We start from the raw sequence: 21,961 nt of genomic DNA on the forward strand, positions 1-21,961 counted from the left end.
GCGTTTCGACGCCTGACCGTATCTGAAACCGCATGGGCCCGCTCAGATACACAGAGTTTCAGACACTCCCCGTGATCGGGATCAATCATCATTCTCCTCCGATCCAGGCTCAGCGATCGAAGGCCTTGGCCAAAAAATCCCGCTCGACGACGAGCTGGCCGATCTTGGCGTGCAGTTTCGTCACCTCGGCTTCCCGGCCGACCTGCGCATCCGAAGCCTTGTCGTCGAACGCCTTGGCCAGATTCTCGATGGCCTGCCGTTTCCACTGCGTGATCTGGTTCGGGTGAAGCTGGTGCTTCGTCGCCAGCTCCGAAATCGTCCGCTCGCCGCGGATCGCTTCAAGCGCAACCTTGGCCTTGAACTCGGCCGTAAACCGTCTGCGTGTCTTCATGCTGGATCGTCCTTTTCATCGGTCGATCCACCTTATGCCCCTGTCTCAGAAACCGGCACCTCCTCTGACCGGTTCCCCGCGCCGCGGCGGGGCGCGGATCGCACGCTAATGGCTTGCAGCGCGGCGGCACAGCGTCCACAAATCGGTCCAGACGAAAGGACCGCCCATGACGATTTCCGCCTGCCGCCCCCTGACCCACTTCCTGACCGGCTGCCTGCCGCGCGACGGCAATGCCCTGCCCGCGGTCGAGGAGCCACGCTTTGACCGCCTGCCGGAATGGGACCTGAGCGACCTTTATGCCGCCCCGGACGCGCCCGAACTGCTGCGCGACCTCGAGGCGGTCGAACAGGGTTGTTGCGAATTCGCCCGCGACTACGAAGGCAAGCTGGCGGCGCTGGACCCCGCCGGCATGCTGGCCTGCATCGAGCGCTATCAGCAGATCGACATCCTCGCCGGCCGCATCATGTCCTATGCCGGGCTGCGCTATTACCAGAACACCAGTGATTCCGAACGCGCCAAGCAGCTGGGCGACCTGCAGGACCGCATCACCCGGGCGACCACGAAGCTGGTCTTCTTCAGCCTCGAATTCAACCGCATCGCCGATGCGCGCTATGCCGAGATCTTTGCCGCCGCCGATGGTCCGGCGCGCTATCGCCCGGTCTTCGACCGCATGCGCGCCATGCGGCCCTATCAGCTGTCGAACGAGCTGGAACGCTTTCTGCACGACAATTCGGTGGTCGGTGCCGCCGCCTGGAACCGGCTGTTCGATGAGACCACCGCCGGCCTGAGCTTCGATGTCGCGGGCGAGCAAATGGGTCTCGAGGCGACGCTGAACCTGATGGCCGACCACGACCGCGCCCGGCGCGAGGCCGGCGCCCGGGCGCTGGCCGAGGTCTTTGGCCGCAATGTCAAGCTGTTCGCCCGCATCCACAACACGCTGGCCAAGGAAAAGGCCATCGAGGACCAGTGGCGCAAGATGCCGACGCCGCAGACAGCGCGGCATCTGTCGAACCATGTCGAACCCGAGGTGGTCGAGGCGCTGCGAAATGCCGTGACCGCCGCCTATCCGCGCCTGTCGCACCGCTACTACGCGCTGAAGGCGGAATGGCTGGGTCTGGAAAAGCTGCAGGTCTGGGACCGCAACGCCCCCCTGCCCAGCGAGACCCCGCGCCTGATCGACTGGCCGGAGGCGCAGGCGACGGTGCTGGATGCCTATGCCGGCTTCTCGCCGCGGCTGGCGGAACTGGCCGCGCCCTTCTTCGACAGGGGCTGGATCGATGCCGGCGTCAAGCCCGGCAAGGCGCCCGGCGCCTTCGCGCATCCGACGGTGACAACGGTGCATCCCTATGTGCTGCTGAACTATCTGGGCAAGCCGCGCGACGTGATGACGCTGGCGCATGAACTGGGTCACGGCGTCCACCAGCGCCTGGCCGCCGCGCAGGGCGAGCTGCTGGCCGCGACGCCGCTGACCCTGGCCGAGACCGCCAGCGTCTTTGGCGAGATGCTGACCTTCCGTGCGCTGCTGGCCGGCACCTCCGACCCCGCGCAGCGCAAGTCGCTGCTGGCCGGCAAGGTCGAAGACATGATCAACACCGTCGTGCGCCAGATCGCCTTCTATGACTTCGAATGCCGGCTGCACGCCGCCCGCGCCGAGGGCGAACTGACCCCCGAGGACATCAACGCGCTGTGGATGTCGGTGCAGGGCGAAAGCCTTGGCCCGGTCTTTGAATTCATGCCGGGCTATGAATGTTTCTGGACCTATGTGCCGCATTTCGTGCATTCGCCCTTCTATGTCTATGCCTATGCCTTTGGCGACGGGCTGGTGAACGCACTTTACGCCGCCTATGAATCCGGCCTGCCCGATTTCCAGGCGAAATATTTCGACATGCTGGCCGCGGGCGGCTCACGCCATCACCGGGAACTGCTGGCGCCCTTTGGCCTTGACGCCTCGGACCCGGCCTTCTGGGACCGCGGCCTTGCGATGATCGAGGGCTTTATCGACGAGCTCGAGGCGATGGAGGCGTGAGCGCCGGGCAGACGTCCCGTCCTGGCGCAGCACGCAAGGCAAGGGGGGCGGCATGATCCGCCTGATCCGGCGCCTGATCCTCTGGACGCTGGCGCTGGGGCTGCTGGCGGCGGCGGCTGTCGCCATCCGCGGACCGGCCTGGATCGAGGCGCGGCTGAATCCGGTCGCCATGCCCCAGGGTGGCTGGCCGGTGTCGGCCGAGGCGCGGGAACTGCACACGCGCCTGGTCATTGGCGATCTGCATTCCGACGCGCTGCTTTGGGACCGCGACCTTCTGCTGCGCGCCGGACGCGGCCATGTCGACATTCCGCGCCTGGCCGAGGGCAATGTCGCGGTTCAGGTCTTTGCCACCGTCACCAAAAGCCCGCGCGGCCAGACCTATGGCGCCAATTCCGCCGATGCGCCCGACAATATCACGCCGCTGTTCATCGGCCAGCTGCGGCCGGTGCCGGCCTGGTTCAGCCTCAAGGAGCGCGCGCTGGTGCAGGCGGCGGCGCTGCGGCGCATGGCCGGGCGCGCGCCTGGGGATCTGGTGCTGATCCGCTCGGCCGCGGATCTGCAGCACCTGCTGGCGGCGCGGCGCGACGGGGCGCGAACCCTGGGCGCGATCCTTGCCACCGAGGGCGCGCATCCGCTTGAGGGCCGGATCGACAATCTGCAGGTGCTTTATGGCGCCGGGTTCCGGATGATCGGACTGACGCATTTCTTCGACAACGAACTGGGCGGCAGCCTGCACGGCACCAGCGGCCAGGGCCTGAGCGCCTTTGGCCATGAGGTGGTGGCCGAGGCCCAGGCGCGGCGCATGATCATCGACTTGTCCCATGCCGGCCCGCAAGTGGTGCGCGACGTGCTGGCCATTCCCGGCACAAGTCCGATCCTGTCCCATACCGGCGTGCATGGCCAATGCGCCACGCCGCGCAACCTGCCCGACGATCTGCTGCGCGCCATCGCCGACAAGGGTGGGCTGGTCGGCATCGGCTTCTGGGCCGATGTCACCTGCGGGCGCACGCCGGCCGACATCGCCAAGGCGATCCGCGCCGCCATCGCGCTGCTGGGCGAGGAGCACGTGGCACTCGGCTCGGATTTCGACGGCGCGGTCGAGGTGCCCTTCGACGCGGCGCATCTGCAGGCGCTGACCCAGGCGCTGCTGGATGCGGGCCTTTCGGCGCCGCAGATCGGCAAGGTCATGGGCGGCAACATGATGCGCTATCTTGCGCAGAACCTCTAGCCGGGCCTAACCTCGCGCCAGGGGCGAAGGAGAACGACAATGCTGACCGTCTATGGCGTCACCCGCTCGCGCGCGTCGCGCATCATCTGGCTGTGCTACGAACTCGGGCTGCCGTTCCGGCAGGTGCCGGTGATCCAGGCCTATCGTCTGGCCGATCCGGATGCGCCCGACGCGCCGCTGCACACGCGCTCGGAAAGCTTTCTGCGGCTGTCGCCGGCGGGGGCGGTGCCGGTCATACAGGACGGGGATCTGGTGCTGTCGGAATCCATGGCCTGCACGCTGCATCTGGCGCGCCGCCATGCCCAGCCGCTGGGCCCGGCCGATGCCGTCGAGGACGCGCTGATGCTGCAATGGACCTTCTATGCCGCCACCACGATCGAGCCGAATTCGCTGGCGGTGCAGACCAACCTGCGTCCCGGCGCCAACGCGGCGGCGCTGGCGGCGGCGGTCGAACGCCTGCCGCGGCCGCTGCGCGTGCTTGAGGACCATATCGCGCGGCACGGCCATCTGGTCGGCGGCCGCTTTACCGTGGCCGACATCAACATGGCCGAGGTGGTGCGCTATGCCCAGGGCCATGCCGGGCTGATGGCGCAGTTTCCCGCCACCGCCGCCTGGCTTGCCGCCTGTCAGGCCCGCCCGGCCTTTCAGCGCATGTGGCGCGAACGCATGGCCGAGCCGGAGTAGAGGGGCCACAGCCGCCCTTGCCCCCGCCCCGCCCGGCATGAGATAACGCCCGCCCATAAGAACAAGACGAGCAGAGCCATGGCCGACGATCTCTTTCCCGCCTCCGACAAGGCAACCGACAGCTATTCGGCCGCTTCGATCGAGGTGCTGGAAGGGCTCGAGCCGGTGCGCAAGCGCCCCGGCATGTATATCGGCGGCACGGATGAACGCGCGCTGCACCATCTGGTGGCCGAGATCCTCGACAACTCGATGGACGAGGCCGTGGCCGGCCACGCCAGCCGCATCGAGGTCGAACTGCTGGAGGATTACAGCGTCGTGGTGCGCGACAATGGCCGCGGCATCCCGATCGACCCGCATCCGAAATTCCCCGGCAAGTCGGCGCTGGAGGTGATCCTGTGCACACTGCATGCCGGCGGCAAGTTCACCGAGGGCGCCTATCAGACCTCGGGGGGACTGCACGGCGTCGGCGCATCCGTCGTGAACGCGCTTTCCGACAGCATGGTGGTGCAGGTGGCGCGCAACCGCGAGCTGTTCGAGCAGCGCTTTTCGCGCGGTATCCCGCAAGGCCCGGTCGCGAGGATCGGCGCCGCCCCGAACCGGCGCGGCACCACCGTCACCTTCCATGCCGACGAGCAGATCTTTGGCCACCACCGCTTTCGCCCGGCGCGGCTGCTGCGCATGGTCAAGTCCAAGGCCTATCTGTTCTCGGGCGTGGAAATCCGCTGGAAATCCGCCATCGACGACGGCGAGACGCCGCTCGAGGCCGTGTTTCATTTCCCCGGCGGTCTGGCCGACTATCTGACCGAGGTGCTTGGCAAGGCCTCGACCTATGCCGACCGGCCCTTCGCGGGCAGCGTCGATTTCAAGGAAAAGTTCGGCGTCCCTGGCAAGGTGGACTGGGCGATCAACTGGACGCCCTCGCGCGACGGCTTCATCCAGTCCTATTGCAACACCGTGCCCACCCCCGAGGGCGGCACGCATGAGGCCGGGTTCTGGTCGGCGATCCTGCGCGGGTTGCGCGCCTATGGCGAGCGCGTGAACAACCGCAAGGCCGCGAACATCACCCGCGAGGACCTGCTGACCGGCGGTTGCGCCCTGGTCAGCTGTTTCATCCGCGAGCCCGAATTCGTCGGCCAGACCAAGGACCGCCTCGCCACGACCGAGGCCGCCCGCCTGGTCGAAGGTGCGGTGCGCGATCATTTCGACAACTGGCTGGCTGCGGATACGAAATCGGCGGGCGCGATCCTCGATTTCCTGGTGCTGCGCGCCGAAGAGCGCCTGCGCCGCAAGCAGGAAAAGGAAACCGCGCGCAAATCCGCCACCAAGAAGCTGCGCCTGCCCGGCAAGCTGGTCGATTGCGCGAACAACGCGCGCGAGGGCACCGAGCTGTTCATCGTCGAGGGCGATTCGGCTGGCGGCAGCGCCAAGATGGCGCGCGAACGCAAGACCCAGGCGCTGCTGCCCCTGCGCGGCAAGATCCTGAACGTGCTGGGCGCGGCCAGTTCCAAGCTGGGCTCGAACCAGGAGATCAGCGATCTCTGCCAGGCGCTGGGCGTCGGCATGGGCAGCAAGTTCAATGTCGACGACCTGCGCTATGACAAGATCATCATCATGACCGATGCCGATGTGGACGGCGCCCATATCGCCAGCCTGCTGATGACCTTCTTCTTTACCCAGATGCGGCCCTTGATCGACAAGGGCCACCTCTATCTGGCCTGCCCGCCGCTTTACCGCCTGACGCAGGGGGCGCATCGCGTCTATGTCGCCGACGACGCGGAAAAGGAACGCCTGCTGGCCAAAGGCATCGGCGGAAAGGGCAAGATCGACGTGCAGCGCTTCAAGGGTCTGGGCGAGATGGACGCCAAGGACCTGAAGGACACCACGATGAACCCCGAGACGCGCAAGCTGATCCGGGTCTCGATCGACGAGGAGGAGGGCGGTGAGACCGGCGATCTGGTCGAGCGGCTGATGGGCAAGAAGCCCGAACTGCGCTTCCAGTTCATCCAGGAGAACGCCCGTTTCGTCGAGGAACTGGATGTCTAGCGCCCGGGGCTAGCCCTCGTCGCGCGCCGCCAGGTCCAGCCACTCCTCCTCGGCTGCGGAGAGCGCGTGCTGGCGTTCGGCCAGGCCCTCGCTGGCGCGGGCGAACTTGGCCGGGGCGGTCTGGAACAGGTCGGGCTGCGACAGGAAATCCGACAGCTTGCCGATCTCGGCCTCGAGGCGCTCGATGACGGCGGGCAGGGCGTCGAGGCGCTTGCGCTCGGTAAAGCTCAGGCCGGCGCGTTCGGGGGCAGGCCGCGCCTCGGGGCGCGGCGCGGTGGCGGCGGGCCGCGCCGGTTCGGCCGCGGGGGCATCCTCGGGGCGCTGGCGGCGATAGTCGGACCAGCCGCCGGGATAGATCACCGCGCGGCCGTCGCCCTCCATCGCCACGGTCGAGGTGGCGACGCGGTCGATGAAGTCGCGGTCGTGGCTGACCAGCAGCACCGTGCCGTCATAATCGCCCAGGATGTCTTGCAGCAGATCCAGCGTCTCCACGTCCAGATCGTTCGTCGGCTCGTCCAGCACCAGAAGGTTCGAGGGCCGCGCCATGATCCGCGCCAGCAGGAGCCGCGCCTTTTCCCCGCCCGAAAGGCTGCCCACGGGGGCGCGGGCCTGCGCCTCGTCGAACAGGAAATCCTTGAGATAGGCCACGACATGACGCGGATTGCCGCGCACCATGACCTGATCGGCCCGGCCCGAGACGCGCATCTCGGGGTCCCCCGCCAGCGCGTCCCACAGCGATACCGTCTCGTCGATGGCCGAGCGCGCCTGGTCGAAGACCGCGATTTCCAGATTGGTGCCATGACTGACCTCGCCCGCGTCGGGGGCCATCTCGCCGGTCAGCATCTTGATCAGCGTGGTCTTGCCGGCGCCATTGGGGCCGACAAAGGCCACGCGGTCGCCGCGCAGCACCCGCAGGTCAAAGGGTTTCAGGATGACGCGGTCGCCAAAGGACTTGGCGATGCCCTTGGCGTCGATCACCCGCTTGCCGGACTGTTGCCCGGCGTCCAGTTCCATCGCCGCCGTGCCCTGGCGGCGGATCTGGCCGGCGCGTTCCTCGCGCAGCGCCGCCAGGGCGCGCACCCGGCCCTGGTTGCGTTTCCGGCGCGCGCTGATCCCCTCGACCGCCCAGCGGGCTTCGGCCTTGATCTTGCGGTCCAGCTTGTGGCGGGCCTCGTCCTCGGCGGCCCAGACGGTCTCGCGCCAGTCCTCGAAATGCTCGAAACCGCGCTCCTGGCGGCGAACTTCGCCACGGTCGATCCACAGCGTCGCACGCGTCAGGGCGCGCAGGAAGGCGCGGTCGTGGCTGATCAGCACGAAGCCGGCGCGGGTGGCGGACAGCTGTTCCTCGAGCCAGGCGATGGCCTGGATGTCCAGATGGTTCGTCGGCTCGTCGAGCAGCATCAGTTCCGGCGCCTCGGCCAGCAGCCGCGCCAGCGCCGCGCGCCGTCGCTCGCCGCCCGAGGCGGTGGCGACAGGGCGGTCGGGGTCGAATTTCAGCCCCTCGGCCGCCATTTCGACGCGGTAACCCTCAGTCTCGCCCAGGCCGGCGCGGGCGAAATCGCCCAGGGTGGCATAGCCCGAAAGGTCGGGGTCCTGTTCCATATAGCCGACATGCGTGCCGGCCGGGGTGACGACCTGGCCGGCGTCGGGCTCGACCAGCCCGGCCATGACCTTCATCAGCGTCGACTTGCCCGAGCCGTTGCGCCCGACCAGCGCCAGCCGGTCGCCCTGCTGCACGGTCAGGTTCAGCCCGTCAAAGACGGGGTTGCCGCCGAAGGTCAGCGAAATCTCGGTCAATTGCAGAAGCGGTGCGCGTGCCATGGCGCGCGACTATCCCGCCCGGTGCCACCCGTCAACGGGCCACGGGCGGGTGGGGCGATACCCGATAATATCCCTCAGCCATTGACCCCGGCCGCAGCCTTTGCCATGAGCCGGCCGGAAGCCACAGGAATCGCCATGCCCCAGACCCTCTGCACCGTCCCGACGCCCCATGCCAGCCGCTATCTGCAGCAGCTCTGCAAGCATTGGGCGCACAAGTTCGAGGTCGAGTTCGACGCCGCCCAGGGCCGCATCACCATGCCCGAGGCGCGCGGCGTGGTGCTGAGCGCCACGCCCGAGGCGCTGCACATCCGCCTGACCGCGCCGGTCGATTCCATGCAGCACATGCAGCAGGTCGTCGACAGCCATATCGCCCGCTTCGCCTTCCGCGAGGAGCTGGCCTTCGACTGGCAGGCCGGCTGAACGCTTCGGCGGTTGTCGCCCCGGCGCGCCGCCGCTAGTCTGCGCCCATCTGACCAGGGCCGAGAGATGAGCGAGAGCGAACAGAACTATCAGGTGCTGGCGCGGAAATACCGCCCCGAGACATTCGCCGATCTGGTCGGCCAGGACGCCATGGTGCGCACGCTGAAGAACGCCTTCGCCGCGGATCGCATCGCCCAGGCCTTCGTGATGACCGGCATCCGCGGCACCGGCAAGACCACGACCGCGCGCATCATCGCCAAGGGGCTGAACTGCATCGGTGCGGACGGGCAGGGCGGCCCCACGACCGAACCCTGCGGCACCTGCGAACATTGCGTGGCGATCAGCGAGGGCCGCCATGTCGATGTGCTGGAGATGGACGCGGCCTCGCGCACCGGTGTCAACGACATCCGCGAGATCATCGAATCGGTGCATTACCGCGCCGCCTCGGCGCGCTACAAGATCTACATCATCGACGAAGTGCACATGCTCTCGACCAGCGCCTTCAACGCGCTCTTGAAGACGCTGGAAGAACCGCCGCCGCATGTGAAGTTCATCTTTGCCACCACGGAAATCCGCAAGGTGCCGGTCACGGTGCTGTCGCGTTGCCAGCGCTTCGATCTGCGCCGCATCGAGCCCGAGGTGATGATCGCGCTGCTGCGCCGCATCGCCGCGGCCGAGGGCGCCGGGATCAGCGATGACGCGCTGGCGCTGATCACCCGCGCCGCCGAAGGTTCGGCCCGCGACGCGACCAGCCTGCTGGATCAGGCGATCAGCCATGGCGCCGGTGAAACCACGGCGCTGCAGGTGCGCGCCATGCTGGGACTGGCCGACCGCGGGCGGGTGCTGGACCTGTTTGACATGATCCTGCGCGGCGATGCGGCCGCGGCGCTGGCCGAGTTGCAGGCGCAATATGCCGATGGCGCCGATCCGATGGCGGTGCTGCGCGACCTGGCCGAGATCACCCATTGGATCTCGATCGCCAAGATCACCCCCGAGGCGCTGGAGGATCCGACCGTCGGCCCCGACGAGCGCGCCCGCGGCGGCGCGATCGCCGGGCGCGTCCCGATGCGCGCCCTGACCCGGCTCTGGCAGATGCTGCTGAAATCGCTCGAGGAGGTCGCCGTCGCCCCGAATGCGATGATGGCCGCGGAAATGGCGGTCATCCGTCTGACCCATGTCGCAGACCTGCCCGACCCCGAGACGCTGATCCGCCGGGTGCAGGCCGCCGCCAGCGCCGGCGAACTCGGCCAGCGCGCCGCCGCCGCGCCCGGCCACAATGACGCCCCCCGCGCCATGGCTCCACGTGCCCCCGTCGCCGCCCGACCGGACGGCGCGGCGGCGGCGGTTGCCGTCTCGCCCGATGCGCTGGCCGGATTGCCCGATTTCGAATCGGTGATCGAACTGATCCGCCGCATGCGCGACATGAAGCTGCTGCTCGATGTCGAGGATCACCTGCACCTCGTGCGCTATGCCCCCGGACGCATCGAGTTCCGGCCCGGCGACCGGGCGCCCCGCGACTTCGCGCAACGCCTCGCCGAACGCTTGCGCGGCTGGACCGGCGGGCAGCGCTGGGCGGTCAGCGTGGTCTCGGAAGGCGGTCTGCCCACGATCAGCGAAAGACGCGCCCTGCGCGAGGCCGAGGCCCGCGCCCGCGCCATGGACAATCCGACCGTGCAGGCGATCATGGCCGTCTTCCCGGGGGCAAAAATCACCAAGATCCGTCCCGTGCCGGTGCCGGTGCCGGTTGAAAACCCCGCGGGCGAGGATACATCCCCGCATGACCTGACCGAAGGCCCGGTGGCCGAGGTCGCGGAATGGGACCCTTTCGAGGACGAGGAATAGACGATGTTCAAGGGACTTGGCGACATGGGCGATCTGTCGAAGATGATGGAGGCCGCCCAGCAGATGCAGGCGAAGATGACCGAGATGCAGGAGGGGCTGAACCGCCTTTCCGTCACCGGCGAGGCCGGCGGCGGCCTGGTCAAGGCCACGGCGACCGCCAAGGGCGAGCTGACCGGCCTCGACATCGACCCGTTGATCTTCCGCTCCGAGGACAAGGAGGTGGTCGAGGACCTGATCCTCGCCGCGATCAAGGACGCGCAGCGCCGCGCCCAGGAGCGGGCGGCAGAGGAAATGGCCCGCCTGACCCGCGAGATGGGCCTGCCGGCCGATCTGAAGATGCCCTTCTGACATGGCCGCCGCCGCCGGCGACCAGATCGAGACGCTGATCTCGGCCATGGCGCGGCTGCCGGGACTGGGGCCGCGCTCGGCGCGGCGGGTGGTGCTGCATCTGATCCGCCGGCGCAGCGGCCAGATGGCGCAACTGGCCAGCCTCATGGCCAGCGTCGCGGACAGCGCCCGCGAATGCGTGCATTGCGGCAATATCACCCAGTCCGACATCTGCCCGATCTGCGCCGACCCCGCGCGCGCCAATGGCGAGATCTGCGTGGTGACCGAGGTTGCCGACCTCTGGGCGCTGGAACGCGGCCGGGCCTTTCGCGGCCGCTACCACGTCCTTGGCGGCAGCCTCTCGGCGCTGGACGAGATCGGTCCCGAAGACCTGCGCATCCCGCAACTGATCGCCCGCATCGCGGACGAAAGCATCACCGAGGTGATCCTCGCCCTCGCCGCCACGGTCGAGGGCCAGACGACCGCGCATTACATCGCCGAGGCGCTGGCACCCTCGGGCGTCGCCGTCACCGGCCTTGCCCAGGGTGTGCCGATCGGGGGCGAACTCGACTATCTCGACGACGGCACCATCACCGCCGCGCTGCGCGCCCGCCGCCGGTTCTGACATTTGCGGGCGCCACGCCCTGCATGACGCCCGCTTCTTCGTTCTGCAAATACTCCGGGGGCGCGGGGGCAGCGCCCCCGCTCAGGCGCGCTCAGGCATCCAACCGGTTGACCGACCCGGCCGCTTTCGCGATCTCGATGCGGCGCGGCTTCAGTGCCTCGGGGATCTCGCGCACGAGGTCGATGTTCAGCATGCCGTCCACATGGCTTGCACCATCGACGCGCACATGGTCGGCCAGGGTAAAGCGGCGTTCAAAGGCGCGGGTGGCGATGCCGCGATGCAGATAGTTGCGGCTCTCGTCCTCGGCGGCCTTGCGGCCCGAGACGATCACCGCGCCGTCGCGGACCTCGACGGTCAACTCGTCTGCCGCAAACCCGGCCACGGCAATCGAGATGCGATAGGCGCTCTCGCCGGTCTTCTCGATATTGTAGGGCGGATAGGTGGCGATGTCGGCCGACAGGGCCCGGTCCATGACATCTGCCATGCGGTCAAAGCCGACCGAGGCACGGTAAAGCGGAGTCAGGTCAAGATTGCGCATGTTCGCATCCTTCTTCAAGCGATACAAAGGCTTGCCCCCCGAAACCGGGCGGGCAGGTCCGTCGGCGCCCATGGGCCATCCGACTGATGCCGACTTGGGGACGATGCGCGGTATTTCAAGTCCGCCGGGGGTCAGGCCGCCGGTATCGGGCCGCGGGTGTCAGGCCAGTGCGTCCATGAGCATCGCCAGCGCGTGTTCGACGCTCGCCGCGCGCACGGCGGAACGGCCGATGGCGCCGAATTCGACCGTTTCGGTCCTGACGCCGCCGGCATCGGCAATGCCGAAGCAGACCCGGCCCTCGGGCTTGCTCTCGGACCCGCCGGGGCCGGCGATGCCGGTGACCGCAACCGCGATGCCGGCGGCCGACCGCGCCAGCGCTCCTGCGGCCATTTCGGCGGCGATTTCCTCGCTGACTGCCCCATGGGCGGCAAGGGTCTCGGGGCGGATCCCCAGCATCTCGATCTTGGCGGCATTGGAATAGGTGACAAAGCCGCGATCCACCGCGTCCGAGGACCCCGGCACATTGGTCAGCCGGCCGATGATCAGCCCGCCGGTGCAGCTTTCGGCGGTGGCGATCAGCACGCCGCGCGCCCGCGCCCGCGCCAGGATCTCGGCCGGACCGGTCACAGCAGCGGCTCCAGCAGCCGGTGCCAGAGCCCGGCCAGCAGGACCGAGACCACGCCTGCGAACAGTCCGGCCCAAAGGTCGTCCAGCATCACGCCGGCTGCGTCGCCGCGCCGGTCGGCGCGGCCGACCAGCCAGGGCTTCCAGATGTCGAACAGGCGAAACAGCAGGAAGGGCACGACGAACGCCGGCCAGGCGTCCAGGATGGATACGCCGTGCCACCAGAGCGGCAGCACGGTAAAGCTCATCGCCAGCCATTGCCCGGCCACCTCGTCGATGACGATCTCGGACGGGTCCTTGTCGGCGCTGCCCGCGATCACCCGCGGCACCGCCCAGAGACCCAGGACCGTGGCCAGCAATGCCCCCAGGGGCACCAGTGGTGCCGCGCCGGTCTCGACCGCCAGCACCGCCAGTGCCACAGCGGCCAGTGAGCCCCAGGTGCCCGGCGCCGGGCGCAGCCTGCCGATGCCGAAGAATGTCGCGATCATCCGCTCCATGGCTCAGTCCCGGATCAGCGTGGCGGTGGCGATGGCGGCGATGCCCTCCTCGCGGCCGGTAAAACCCAGCCGTTCCGAGGTGGTGGCCTTGACGCTGACGCGGTCGGTCTCGATGCCGAGGAATTCGGACAGGCGCAGCGCCATTGCGCCGGCATGCGGCCCGATCTTGGGGCGCTCGCAGATCAGCGTCACGTCGGCATTCGAGATCGCATAGCCCATCTGCCGCGCCAGCTCCGCGGCATGGCGCAGGAATACATGGCTTTCCGCCCCTTTCCACTGCGGGTCCGAGGGCGGGAAATGCCGGCCGATGTCGCCCTGCGCCAGCGCGCCATAGATGGCGTCGGTCAGCGCATGCATGCCCACATCGGCGTCCGAATGGCCAAGCAGCGCCCTGTCATGCGCGATCCTGACCCCGCAGAGCCAGACATGGTCGCCCGCCGTAAAGGCGTGCACGTCGAAACCGTTGCCAAGGCGAATGTCCATCGCGCCCTCCAGAATGCGTCTTGCCCGTGCAAAGTCGCCGGGCCAGGTCAGTTTCAGATTGTCCTCGTCGCCCGGGGTGATGCTGACCGCAAGGCCGGCGCGCAGCGCCAGTTCCACATCGTCCGCGGCACCCTCGGGATGGGCGCGATGCGCAGCAAGGATCGGCGCCAGCGCAAATCCCTGCGGCGTCTGCGCGCGCATCAGCCCCTCGCGCGCAACGGCGGCGGTCACGCGGCCCCGATCGGCGCGCCACAGCGCATCGGTGACCGGCAGCGCCGGGGCGGCGGCAGGCGCGCCCGCCTTCAGCGCCGCGACGACGCCGGCGATGGTGGCGGCAGAAACCAGCGGCCTTGCGCCGTCATGGATCAGCACATGCGTGACGCCGCTGCCCTCGAGGCTTTCCAGCGCCGCGCGCACGCTGTCGCTGCGGCTGGCGCCGCCCGCGACCAGCGTCACCGGGCCGGACAGCTCGTCCAGGCCGCGGGCCATGTCCTCGGGGGCCAGCGTCACCACGATGCGCGAAAAATCGGCGAAGGCCGCGATGCTGCGCGCCAGCACCGTGCGGCCGGCAAGCGCGCGCCACTGCTTGGGCGGGCCTTCGCCGGCGCGGGTGCCGCGGCCGGCGGCAGTGATGATGGCGGCATATGAGGGTGGAATGATCATGGCCGCCAGCTTTAGGTCAGGGCCGGGCGCGACGCAATCACCCGCAGAGGGCAGGAAAAATGCGCCCGGCGGTGGCCCATGGCGCTGGCGCCCGCTATAACCGCAAGAAAAGCTGCCATCTTGCCAGGAAACCGCGCCATGACCGATCCCGCCATCACCGATCTTTCCAAGGATGCCGCCGCGCGCGCCGCGGCACTGCTGGTGCGGCCGGGGATGCGGCTGGGCCTGGGCACGGGCTCGACCGCGGCGATCTTTGTCCGCCGCCTGGCGGAACGGGTCAGGGCCGAGGGTTTCGATCTGCGTTGCGCCGCCACCTCGAAGGCCACGGCGGATCTGGCGCAGTCGCTGGGGCTGAAGGTCGAGGAACTGGACGATATCGGCTGGCTCGACCTGACCATCGACGGCGCCGACGAGGTCGATCCCGACCTGAACCTGATCAAGGGCGGCGGCGCGGCGCATCTGCGCGAAAAGATCGTCGCCACCGCCTCGGACCGCATGGTGGTGATCGCCGACCAGGGCAAGCTGGTGGACCGGCTGGGCCAGTTTCACCTGCCGGTCGAGGTGATCCGCTTTGGCGCCGAGGCGACCCAGGTCCTGATCCGGCGCGCGCTGGAGGATCTGGGGCTGGACCGGCGCCCGATCCTGCTGCGCAAGCGCGACGGCCAGCCGGTGCTGACCGACGAGGGCAATCATGTGCTTGACCTCGCGCTTGAATCGATTCCCGACGCCACGGCACTGGCCGAGCGGCTGGCCGGGATCGCCGGGGTGGTTGAACACGGGCTTTTCCTGAATATCTGCCAGCTTGCGATCATCGGCCGCCCGGACGGCTCGGTGGCGGAACTGCGGCGCGAGGACCTGGCATGAAATTCGACTACGATCTTTTCGTCATCGGCGGCGGCTCGGGCGGGGTGCGCGCGGCGCGCATCGCGGCGGGCGAATACGGCGCCCGCGTGGGCCTGGCCGAGGAAAGCCGCATGGGCGGCACCTGTGTCATCCGCGGCTGCGTGCCGAAAAAGCTGATGATCTTCGCCTCGCAGGCCGGGGCCATGGCGGCGGAATCGCGCGGCTATGGCTGGGCGGATGCGGGCGAGGGCGGTTTCGACTGGCCGGGCTTTCACGGCAAGCTGATGCGCGAGCTGGACCGGCTCGAGGGCGCCTATACCTCGGGGCTGGAGGGGGCGGGCGTGGACATCCACCACCAGCGCGCGCGACTGCATGACGCGCATACGGTGGAACTGGCTGACGGCAGCCGCCACAGCGCCAAGCACATCCTGTTCGCCGTCGGCGGGCGCCCGGTGCGCCCCGACATTCCGGGCAAGGAACTGGGGCTGATCTCGGACGATCTGTTCACTCTGGACAGGCTGCCGGGCCGGGTGCTGGTCATGGGCGGCGGCTTCATCGCCTGCGAATTTGCCACCATCCTGCAGGGCCTGGGCAGCCAGACCGTGCTGGCCTATCGCGGCGACGCGGTGCTGCGCGGCTTTGACGGCGAGATGCGCCGCCAGGCCACAGAACAGCTGCGCAGCGTCGGCATCGACCTGCGCCTGGGCTGCAATCCCACGCGGCTTGACCGCGCGGGCGCGGGCATCCGCGTCAGCTTTGCCGATTCCAGCAGCGAGATCTTTGACGCGGTGATGTTCGCCACCGGCCGCGCCCCCTATACCCGCGGCCTCGGCCTTGAAGAGGCCGGCGTGAAGCTGGGCCGCAAGGGCGAGATCGTGGTGGACGGATGGTCGCAAAGCTCGGTGCCCTCGGTCTATGCGGTGGGCGACGTGACCGACCGGGTGAACCTGACGCCGGTCGCCATCCGCGAGGGGCACAGCTTTGCCGATACCGTCTTTGGCGCGAAGCCGCGCAGGGTCGATCACAGCCTGGTCGCCAGCGCCGTCTATCTGCGCCCGCATGAGGTCGCGAGCATCGGCCTGACCGAGGAGGAGGCCGCGGTCGCCGGCCCCGCGGATGTCTTTGTCGCCAGCTTCCGGCCGATGCGCTCGCTGTTTGCCGGCTCGGACGCGCGGGCGGTGATGAAGCTGATCGTCGCGCCGGACGGTGGGCGCGTGCTGGGCTGCCACATCTTCGGTCCCGAGGCGGGCGAGATGATCCAGCTGGTCGCCGTCCCGATGGGCATGGGCGCCAGCAAGGCCGATTTCGACGCCGCCATCGCCGTGCATCCGACCCTGGCCGAAGAGCTGGTCACCATGCGCAAGCCCACGCGCCGCATCGGCGCGATTGCCGCGCCGGCTTGATTTTCCCGGCCGGGGCACCAGTTTCAACGAAAACTCTGCATATAGAAGCGAGGCAAGAGACGCATGGCGGGACAAGGCCCTTGGGGCGGCGGCGGGGACGACGGCAAGGGCGGCAAGCAGCCGCCCGGGGGGCAGCGCCCCTGGGGCAGTGCCGGCGGCAATCAGGGTGACGACGGCGATCGCAGGCCGCAGGGCCCGCAAGGCGGCCAGGGCTCTGAAATCGAGGAACTGGTCCGCAAGGGCCAGGACCGGCTGCGCGTGCTGATGGGCGGCAAGGGCGGCGGCAACCGCCCCGGCGGTCCGGGCGGTCCGCAGCGCCCGCGCGGACCGGGGTTCTCGATGGGCCCCGGCGCCTGGGTGATCGCGGCGCTGGTGGTGGGAGGGTTCTGGGCCTTCAGCTCGTTCTATACCGTCAAGCCCGAGGAACGTGCGGTCGAGCTTTTGTTCGGCAAGCCCGTCGGCACCGGCGAGCCGGGCCTGAACTTTGCCCCCTGGCCCGCCGTCACCGCCGAGGTGGTGCAGGTCTCGCGCGAGCGCACGACCGAGATCGGCACCGGCACCAACGGCCCCGCCGATGGCGCGCTGATGCTGACGCGCGACCAGAACATCGTCGACATGGCCTATCAGGTGGTCTGGAACATCTCGGACCCCGAAAAATTCCTGTTCAACCTTGCCGATCCCGAGGACACCATCCGCGCCGTGTCGGAATCGGCCATGCGCGACATCGTGGCGCGTTCGGAACTGGCGCCGATCCTGAACCGCGACCGCGGCGCCATCGGCGAGGATCTGAAGCTGGCGGTGCAGAACACGCTGAACGAATACGAGGCCGGGATCAATGTGCTGCGCGTCAACCTCGACCGCGCCGACCCGCCCAAGGAGGTCATCGACAGCTTCCGCGAGGTGCAGGCCGCGCAGCAGGAACGCGACCGGCTTGAAAAAGAGGCCGATGCCTATGCCAACCGCGTGCTGGCCAATGCCCGCGGCGAGGCGGCGGCGGTGATCGAACGCGCCGAGGCCTATCGCGCCGAGGCGGTGAATACCGCCGAGGGCGAGACCGCGCGCTTCAACTCGGTCTATGCGGAATATGTCAAGGCGCCCGAGGTGACGCGCCGCAGGATGTATATGGAAACCATGGAAAAGGTTCTTGGCGGGGTGCACAAGGTCATCCTGGACGGCGATGCCGCCGCGGGCGTCGTGCCCTATCTGCCGCTGGGGCAGCTGCAGGGCGGCACCACGGGCGAGGCAAAACCGGGCGAGCCGAAGTCGGGCAAGGCCGCCGGAGGGACGCAGTGATGAATCGGACGATCAAGCTTCTGGTCCTGCCGGCCCTTGCCGTGGTCACGCTTCTGGTCGTGGCCTCGATCTATATCGTCGACGTGCGCGATAAGGCGCTGGTCCTGCGCTTTGGCGAGGTGGTCGAGGTGCGCGAGGAGCCGGGCCTTGGCATCAAGGTGCCCTTCCTCGACAATGTGGTGAAATACGACGCCCGCATCCTTGGCCTGCAGACGCCGCCAATGGAGGTGACGCCGCTGGACGACCGCCGCCTGGTGGTGGACGCCTTCGCGCGCTGGCAGATCTCCGATGTCGTGCAGTTCCGCCGCGCCGTGGGGTCGGGCGGGGTCGAATTCGCCCAGCGCCGGCTTGAGCCGATCGTGACCAACGCCATCCGCCAGGTGCTGGGCTCGGTCCCCTCGACCATGGTGCTGTCGGACGACCGCACGCCGCTGATGAACCGCATCCGCGATCTCGCGCGCGAGGATGCCAAGGATCTGGGGGTGCGGGTGATCGACGTGCGCCTGACCCGCACCGACCTGCCCGAGCAGAACCTGAACGCAACCTATGCCCGCATGCGCGCCGAGCGCGAGCGCGAGGCCGCCGACGAGATCGCCCGCGGCGGCGAGGCGGCGCAGCGTGTGCGTGCCGCCGCCGACCGCACCGTGGTCGAACTGACCTCGGAGGCGCGCAAGAAGGCCGAGATCGTGCGCGGCGAGGCCGATGCGAAACGCAACGCCATCTATGCCGAGGCCTTTGGCCGCGCCCCCGAGTTCTTTGCCTTCACCCGCTCGCTGACCTCTTATGAGCGCTCGATGCAGGGTGATTCGACCTCGATGGTGATCGAGCCGAAATGGCAGTTCTTCGACTATCTGCACGGCGATGGCGCGGCCGGTGCCGACCCTCTGCCGGCGCCCGGCGCCGCCGAGGCCGCCGCTGCCGCCGCACTCAGCGCCGCCGACAGCGAACCGGTCAAGACCGGCGAGACCACGCGCGAGGGCGAGCCGCTGGGTGCGGCCGCCGGCGTCACGCTGACGCCGATGCCCGAGACGCTGGCCAGCCCGCCGCAGGAAGAACCGGTGGTGGCACCCAAGCCCGCCCCGGCGGACTGACCGGGGCCGGGTCCCGATCCCCAGCGGGGGCGCCGGTCCTGGCGCCCCGCCTGGCGCGGCGGCGCTTGGAACGCGGCGCGGCATTGGCTATGACGGCAAGCCAGACAGCCACAGGAGGCCCGCCGTGCAGACAGCCGAGCGCATCTATCGCATCATCGCCACCGAGATCGGCGCCAGCCCGGCGCAGGTGCTGGCAGCCACCGGGCTTCTGGACGGCGGCGCGACCGTGCCTTTCGTCGCGCGCTATCGCAAGGAGGTCACCGGCGGGCTGGACGACACGCAGCTGCGCAACCTCGCCGAGCGCCTGGCCTATCTGCGCGAGCTTGAGGCGCGGCGCGGCGCCATTCTTGAATCGGTGCGCGGCCAGGGCAAGCTGACCGAGGAACTGGCCCGCGCCATCGCCACGGCCGAGACCAAGGCCACGCTCGAGGACATCTATCTGCCCTTCAAGCCCAAGCGCCGCACCCGGGCGATGATCGCGCGCGAGAACGGGCTTGAGCCGCTGTTGCGCGCCATCGAGGCAGACCGCCACGCCCAGCCCGAGGCGCTGGCCGCGGCCTATCTGTCGGAAGCGGTGGCCGATGTGAAGACGGCACTTGACGGGGCGCGCGACATCCTGGCCGAGGAACTGTCGGAAAACGCGGCCCTGCTGGGCCGGCTGCGCGAATTCATGCAGGCCGAGGCGGTCATCTCCTCGAAACTGGTGCCGGGCAAGGAACAGAGCGGCGCCAAGTTCAGCGACTATTTCGCGCAAAGCGAGAAATGGGCGACCATTCCGGCGCATCGGGCGCTGGCGATCCTGCGCGGCGCCAGGGAAGAGGTGCTGACCATCGACATCGCCCCCGAGCCGGAAACCGGCGCCGCCCGCGCCGAGGCCATCGTCTGCGCGGCGCTGGGCCGGTTGGGCGAGGGGCCGGGCGATCTGTGGCTGCGCAAGATCGCGGGCTGGTGCTGGCGGGTGAAGCTGTCGAACGGCATGTATGTCGAACTGCTGGCGGATCTGCGCAGCCGCGCCCATGCCGAGGCGATCCGGGTCTTTGCCCGCAACCTGCGCGACCTGCTGCTGGCCTCGCCCGCCGGGCCGCGCGCCACCATCGGGCTGGACCCGGGCATCCGCACCGGGGTCAAGCTGGCGGCGGTGGACGCCACCGGCAAGCTGCTCGAGACCGCGACGCTGCATCCCTTCCCGCCGAAATCCGACCTGCGCGGCGCCGAGGCGGCGCTGGCGGCGGCAATCCTGCGCCACAAGGTCGAGTTGATCGCCATCGGCAACGGCACCGCCAGCCGCGAGACCGAGCGCATGGTCGCCGAGGTGCTGAAACGCCTGCCCGAAGGGGTGAAGCCGCCGGTGAAGGTCATCGTCTCCGAGGCCGGGGCCTCGGTCTATTCGGCATCCGAACTGGCGGCGCGCGAATTTCCGGATCTGGACGTGTCCTTGCGCGGCGCGGTCTCGATCGCGCGGCGGTTGCAGGACCCGCTGGCGGAACTGGTCAAGGTGCCACCCGAATCGATCGGCGTCGGGCAATACCAGCATGACGTGGACCAGCGGCAACTGGCCAGGACGCTGCAGGCGGTGGTCGAGGATGCGGTGAATGCCGTGGGGGTCGATCTGAACACCGCCTCGGCACCGTTGCTGGCGCATGTCGCGGGGCTGGGACCGGCACTGGCGCAGAACATCGTCGCGCATCGCGATGCCGAGGGCGCCTTCGCCTCGCGCGCGGCACTGAAGAAGGTCACCGGCCTTGGCCCGCGCGCCTTTGAACAATGCGCCGGTTTTTTGCGCATCCGCGGCGGAAAGGAGCCTCTGGACGCCTCATCCGTCCACCCCGAGGCTTACGGCGTCGCGCGCCGCATCGTTGCCGCCTGCGGCCGCGACATCCGCCAGATCATCGGCGACGGCACGGCGCTGAGGAGCCTGCGCGCCGAGCAGTTCGTGGACGAGCATTTCGGCCTGCCGACGGTCCGCGACATCCTGGCAGAGCTGGAAAAGCCCGGCCGCGACCCGCGCCCGAGCTTTGTTACCGCCAGCTTTGCCGAAGGGGTCGAGGACATCAGGGACCTGCGCCCCGGCATGGCACTGGAAGGCACGGTGACCAATGTCGCGGCCTTTGGCGCCTTCGTCGATATCGGCGTGCATCAGGACGGGCTGGTGCATGTCAGCCAGCTGGCCGACCGTTTCGTGAAGGACCCGAACGAGGTGGTCAAGGTGGGCGACGTGGTGCGGGTTCGGGTGACCGAGGTGGACGTGGCGCGCAAGCGCATCGGGCTCAGCATGCGCAAGGACGGTGGCGCCAGTGCACGCGATGCGCAGGCCGAACGGGCGCAAAGTCCCCGCCCGCGCGCGGCGCGAAATCCGTCGGACCCGCAGAGAGCGGCGCGCCGGGCGCGCTGGGTGCAGCGCTGCTGAACGCGCTGCGCAAGGGCTAGCCGGCCAAAGGGTCGCCCAAGAAAGATGCCGGCGCGATGGCGCCGGCATCTTCAGGCATGCGGATTTGCCGTACCGCTCAGGCCGCGGCCTTGGCCGGGTTGGCGCGCAGCCAGGCCAGCACCGTCTCGGGCGAGGTCTCGCCATAGGGGTCTTCGGGGCAGTTGTCGCTGCGGCCCGGCTCTTCGAACCAGGCCTCGATCACCCCGTCCCTGACCACGGCGGCATAGCGCCAGCTGCGGGCGCCAAAGCCCAGGTTGTCCTTGCGCACCATCATGCCGATGCCGTCGGTGAATTCGCCCGAGCCATCGGGGATGACTTTGACGTTTTCAAGGTTCTGGGACTTTGCCCATTGATTCATCACGAAACTGTCGTTCACCGACAGGCAGTAGATGTCGTCGATGCCGAGGTCGGCCATCTCGTCGGCGGCCTTCTCGAAGCCCGGCAGCTGATAGGTCGAGCAGGTCGGCGTGAAGGCGCCCGGCAGCGAGAACAGCACCACGCGCTTGCCGCCGAAATAATCGCCGGTGGTCACGTCCTGCCAGCGGAACGGATTGGGGCCGCCCACGGCCTCGTCGCGCACGCGGGTGCGGAAGGTCACTTTCGGCAGGCTGGATCCGGTTTTCATCGTCATCTCCTTGGTTCGGTTCGTCGGTTCGGTTCATCGGGCGCGGCCCCTGCCGCGCCGGTTCTT

Annotated in this window: 20 protein-coding genes; 13 read left to right on the forward strand and 7 right to left on the reverse strand. The window is 68.8% G+C overall.

The window, feature by feature from the left end; genetic code table 11:
* Positions 1-109: 109 nt before the first annotated feature.
* Positions 110-391 (reverse strand): transposase, encoded by a 282-nt coding sequence (locus tag WMK75_RS03695; RefSeq protein ID WP_085501511.1) that lies wholly within the window; start codon positions 389-391, stop codon positions 110-112.
* A gap of 166 nt (positions 392-557) precedes the next feature.
* On the opposite strand from WMK75_RS03695, the gene WMK75_RS03700 reads away from it, so the two are divergent.
* From WMK75_RS03700 to parE, 4 genes are all read left to right on the forward strand, one after another.
* A complete protein-coding gene (locus WMK75_RS03700; RefSeq protein WP_347266308.1) occupies positions 558-2,417 on the forward strand; it encodes a M3 family oligoendopeptidase in 1,860 nt (619 codons plus the stop codon).
* A 52-nt stretch (positions 2,418-2,469) separates the two neighbouring features.
* Positions 2,470-3,645, forward strand: coding sequence for a membrane dipeptidase (locus WMK75_RS03705; protein WP_347266309.1), 1,176 nt, complete (start codon positions 2,470-2,472; stop codon positions 3,643-3,645).
* A gap of 39 nt (positions 3,646-3,684) precedes the next feature.
* Entirely contained in the window at positions 3,685-4,329 is a 645-nt protein-coding gene (locus tag WMK75_RS03710; protein ID WP_347266310.1) for a glutathione S-transferase family protein, read from the forward strand.
* 78 nt (positions 4,330-4,407) lie between these two features.
* Positions 4,408-6,372: a DNA topoisomerase IV subunit B gene (parE, locus tag WMK75_RS03715; protein ID WP_347266311.1), complete on the forward strand. Its 1,965-nt coding sequence runs from the start codon at positions 4,408-4,410 to the stop codon at positions 6,370-6,372.
* Between the two features lie 9 nt (positions 6,373-6,381).
* On the opposite strand, the gene WMK75_RS03720 is transcribed toward parE, so the two are convergent.
* Positions 6,382-8,193: an ATP-binding cassette domain-containing protein gene (locus WMK75_RS03720; protein ID WP_347266312.1), complete on the reverse strand. Its 1,812-nt coding sequence runs from the start codon at positions 8,191-8,193 to the stop codon at positions 6,382-6,384.
* 135 nt (positions 8,194-8,328) lie between these two features.
* Here WMK75_RS03720 and WMK75_RS03725 point away from each other — a divergent pair, with 135 nt between their 5' ends.
* From WMK75_RS03725 to recR, 4 genes are read left to right on the forward strand one after another with little or no spacing between them, the layout of a single operon-like run.
* Positions 8,329-8,613, forward strand: a complete 285-nt coding sequence (locus WMK75_RS03725; RefSeq protein WP_347266313.1) for a DUF2218 domain-containing protein — start codon at positions 8,329-8,331, stop codon at positions 8,611-8,613.
* A 39-nt stretch (positions 8,614-8,652) separates the two neighbouring features.
* On the forward strand, positions 8,653-10,455 hold the full coding sequence (locus WMK75_RS03730) for a DNA polymerase III subunit gamma/tau (RefSeq protein WP_347266393.1): 1,803 nt from the start codon (positions 8,653-8,655) through the stop codon (positions 10,453-10,455).
* A 3-nt stretch (positions 10,456-10,458) separates the two neighbouring features.
* Positions 10,459-10,803, forward strand: a complete 345-nt coding sequence (locus WMK75_RS03735) for a YbaB/EbfC family nucleoid-associated protein (RefSeq protein ID WP_347266314.1) — start codon at positions 10,459-10,461, stop codon at positions 10,801-10,803.
* Between the two features lies 1 nt (position 10,804).
* A complete protein-coding gene (recR, locus tag WMK75_RS03740; protein WP_347266315.1) occupies positions 10,805-11,407 on the forward strand; it encodes a recombination mediator RecR in 603 nt (200 codons plus the stop codon).
* 91 nt (positions 11,408-11,498) lie between these two features.
* On the opposite strand, the gene WMK75_RS03745 is transcribed toward recR, so the two are convergent.
* The 4 genes from WMK75_RS03745 to WMK75_RS03760 form a co-directional block, all read right to left on the reverse strand.
* Positions 11,499-11,945, reverse strand: coding sequence for an Hsp20 family protein (locus WMK75_RS03745; RefSeq protein WP_347266316.1), 447 nt, complete (start codon positions 11,943-11,945; stop codon positions 11,499-11,501).
* A gap of 159 nt (positions 11,946-12,104) precedes the next feature.
* Complete coding sequence (locus WMK75_RS03750) at positions 12,105-12,572, reverse strand: CinA family protein (protein WP_347266317.1); 468 nt, start codon at positions 12,570-12,572, stop codon at positions 12,105-12,107.
* The gene (locus WMK75_RS03755; RefSeq protein ID WP_347266318.1) at positions 12,569-13,066 is read right to left on the reverse strand and encodes a phosphatidylglycerophosphatase A; all 498 of its coding nucleotides are present in this window, start codon (positions 13,064-13,066) and stop codon (positions 12,569-12,571) included. The genes WMK75_RS03750 and WMK75_RS03755 overlap by 4 nt, the downstream gene beginning before the upstream one ends.
* A 3-nt stretch (positions 13,067-13,069) precedes the next feature.
* Positions 13,070-14,212 (reverse strand): bifunctional 2-C-methyl-D-erythritol 4-phosphate cytidylyltransferase/2-C-methyl-D-erythritol 2,4-cyclodiphosphate synthase, encoded by a 1,143-nt coding sequence (locus WMK75_RS03760; RefSeq protein WP_347266319.1) that lies wholly within the window; start codon positions 14,210-14,212, stop codon positions 13,070-13,072.
* A gap of 138 nt (positions 14,213-14,350) precedes the next feature.
* Between WMK75_RS03760 and rpiA the strand changes: the two genes are divergently transcribed.
* The 5 genes from rpiA to WMK75_RS03785 all read left to right on the forward strand — a co-directional run bounded on the left by rpiA (position 14,351) and on the right by WMK75_RS03785 (position 21,249).
* Entirely contained in the window at positions 14,351-15,076 is a 726-nt protein-coding gene (gene rpiA, locus WMK75_RS03765; RefSeq protein WP_347266320.1) for a ribose-5-phosphate isomerase RpiA, read from the forward strand.
* Positions 15,073-16,458, forward strand: coding sequence for a glutathione-disulfide reductase (gorA, locus tag WMK75_RS03770; protein ID WP_347266321.1), 1,386 nt, complete (start codon positions 15,073-15,075; stop codon positions 16,456-16,458). The genes rpiA and gorA overlap by 4 nt, the downstream gene beginning before the upstream one ends.
* A gap of 63 nt (positions 16,459-16,521) precedes the next feature.
* Complete coding sequence (hflK, locus tag WMK75_RS03775) at positions 16,522-17,751, forward strand: FtsH protease activity modulator HflK (RefSeq protein WP_347266322.1); 1,230 nt, start codon at positions 16,522-16,524, stop codon at positions 17,749-17,751.
* Positions 17,751-18,842 carry a protease modulator HflC gene (locus WMK75_RS03780; protein WP_347266323.1) on the forward strand — a complete coding sequence of 364 codons (1,092 nt, stop codon included), beginning with the start codon at positions 17,751-17,753 and terminating at the stop codon, positions 18,840-18,842. The genes hflK and WMK75_RS03780 overlap by 1 nt, the downstream gene beginning before the upstream one ends.
* A 124-nt stretch (positions 18,843-18,966) precedes the next feature.
* On the forward strand, positions 18,967-21,249 hold the full coding sequence (locus tag WMK75_RS03785; RefSeq protein WP_347266324.1) for a Tex family protein: 2,283 nt from the start codon (positions 18,967-18,969) through the stop codon (positions 21,247-21,249).
* A 97-nt stretch (positions 21,250-21,346) separates the two neighbouring features.
* Here the strand turns inward: WMK75_RS03785 and WMK75_RS03790 are convergent, their stop codons facing one another.
* Complete coding sequence (locus tag WMK75_RS03790) at positions 21,347-21,895, reverse strand: peroxiredoxin (protein ID WP_347266325.1); 549 nt, start codon at positions 21,893-21,895, stop codon at positions 21,347-21,349.
* Positions 21,896-21,961: the final 66 nt, after the last annotated feature.

The organism is Paracoccus sp. (in: a-proteobacteria) (assembly GCF_039808215.1).
In the GTDB taxonomy this organism is placed as follows: Bacteria; Pseudomonadota; Alphaproteobacteria; order Rhodobacterales; family Rhodobacteraceae; genus Paracoccus.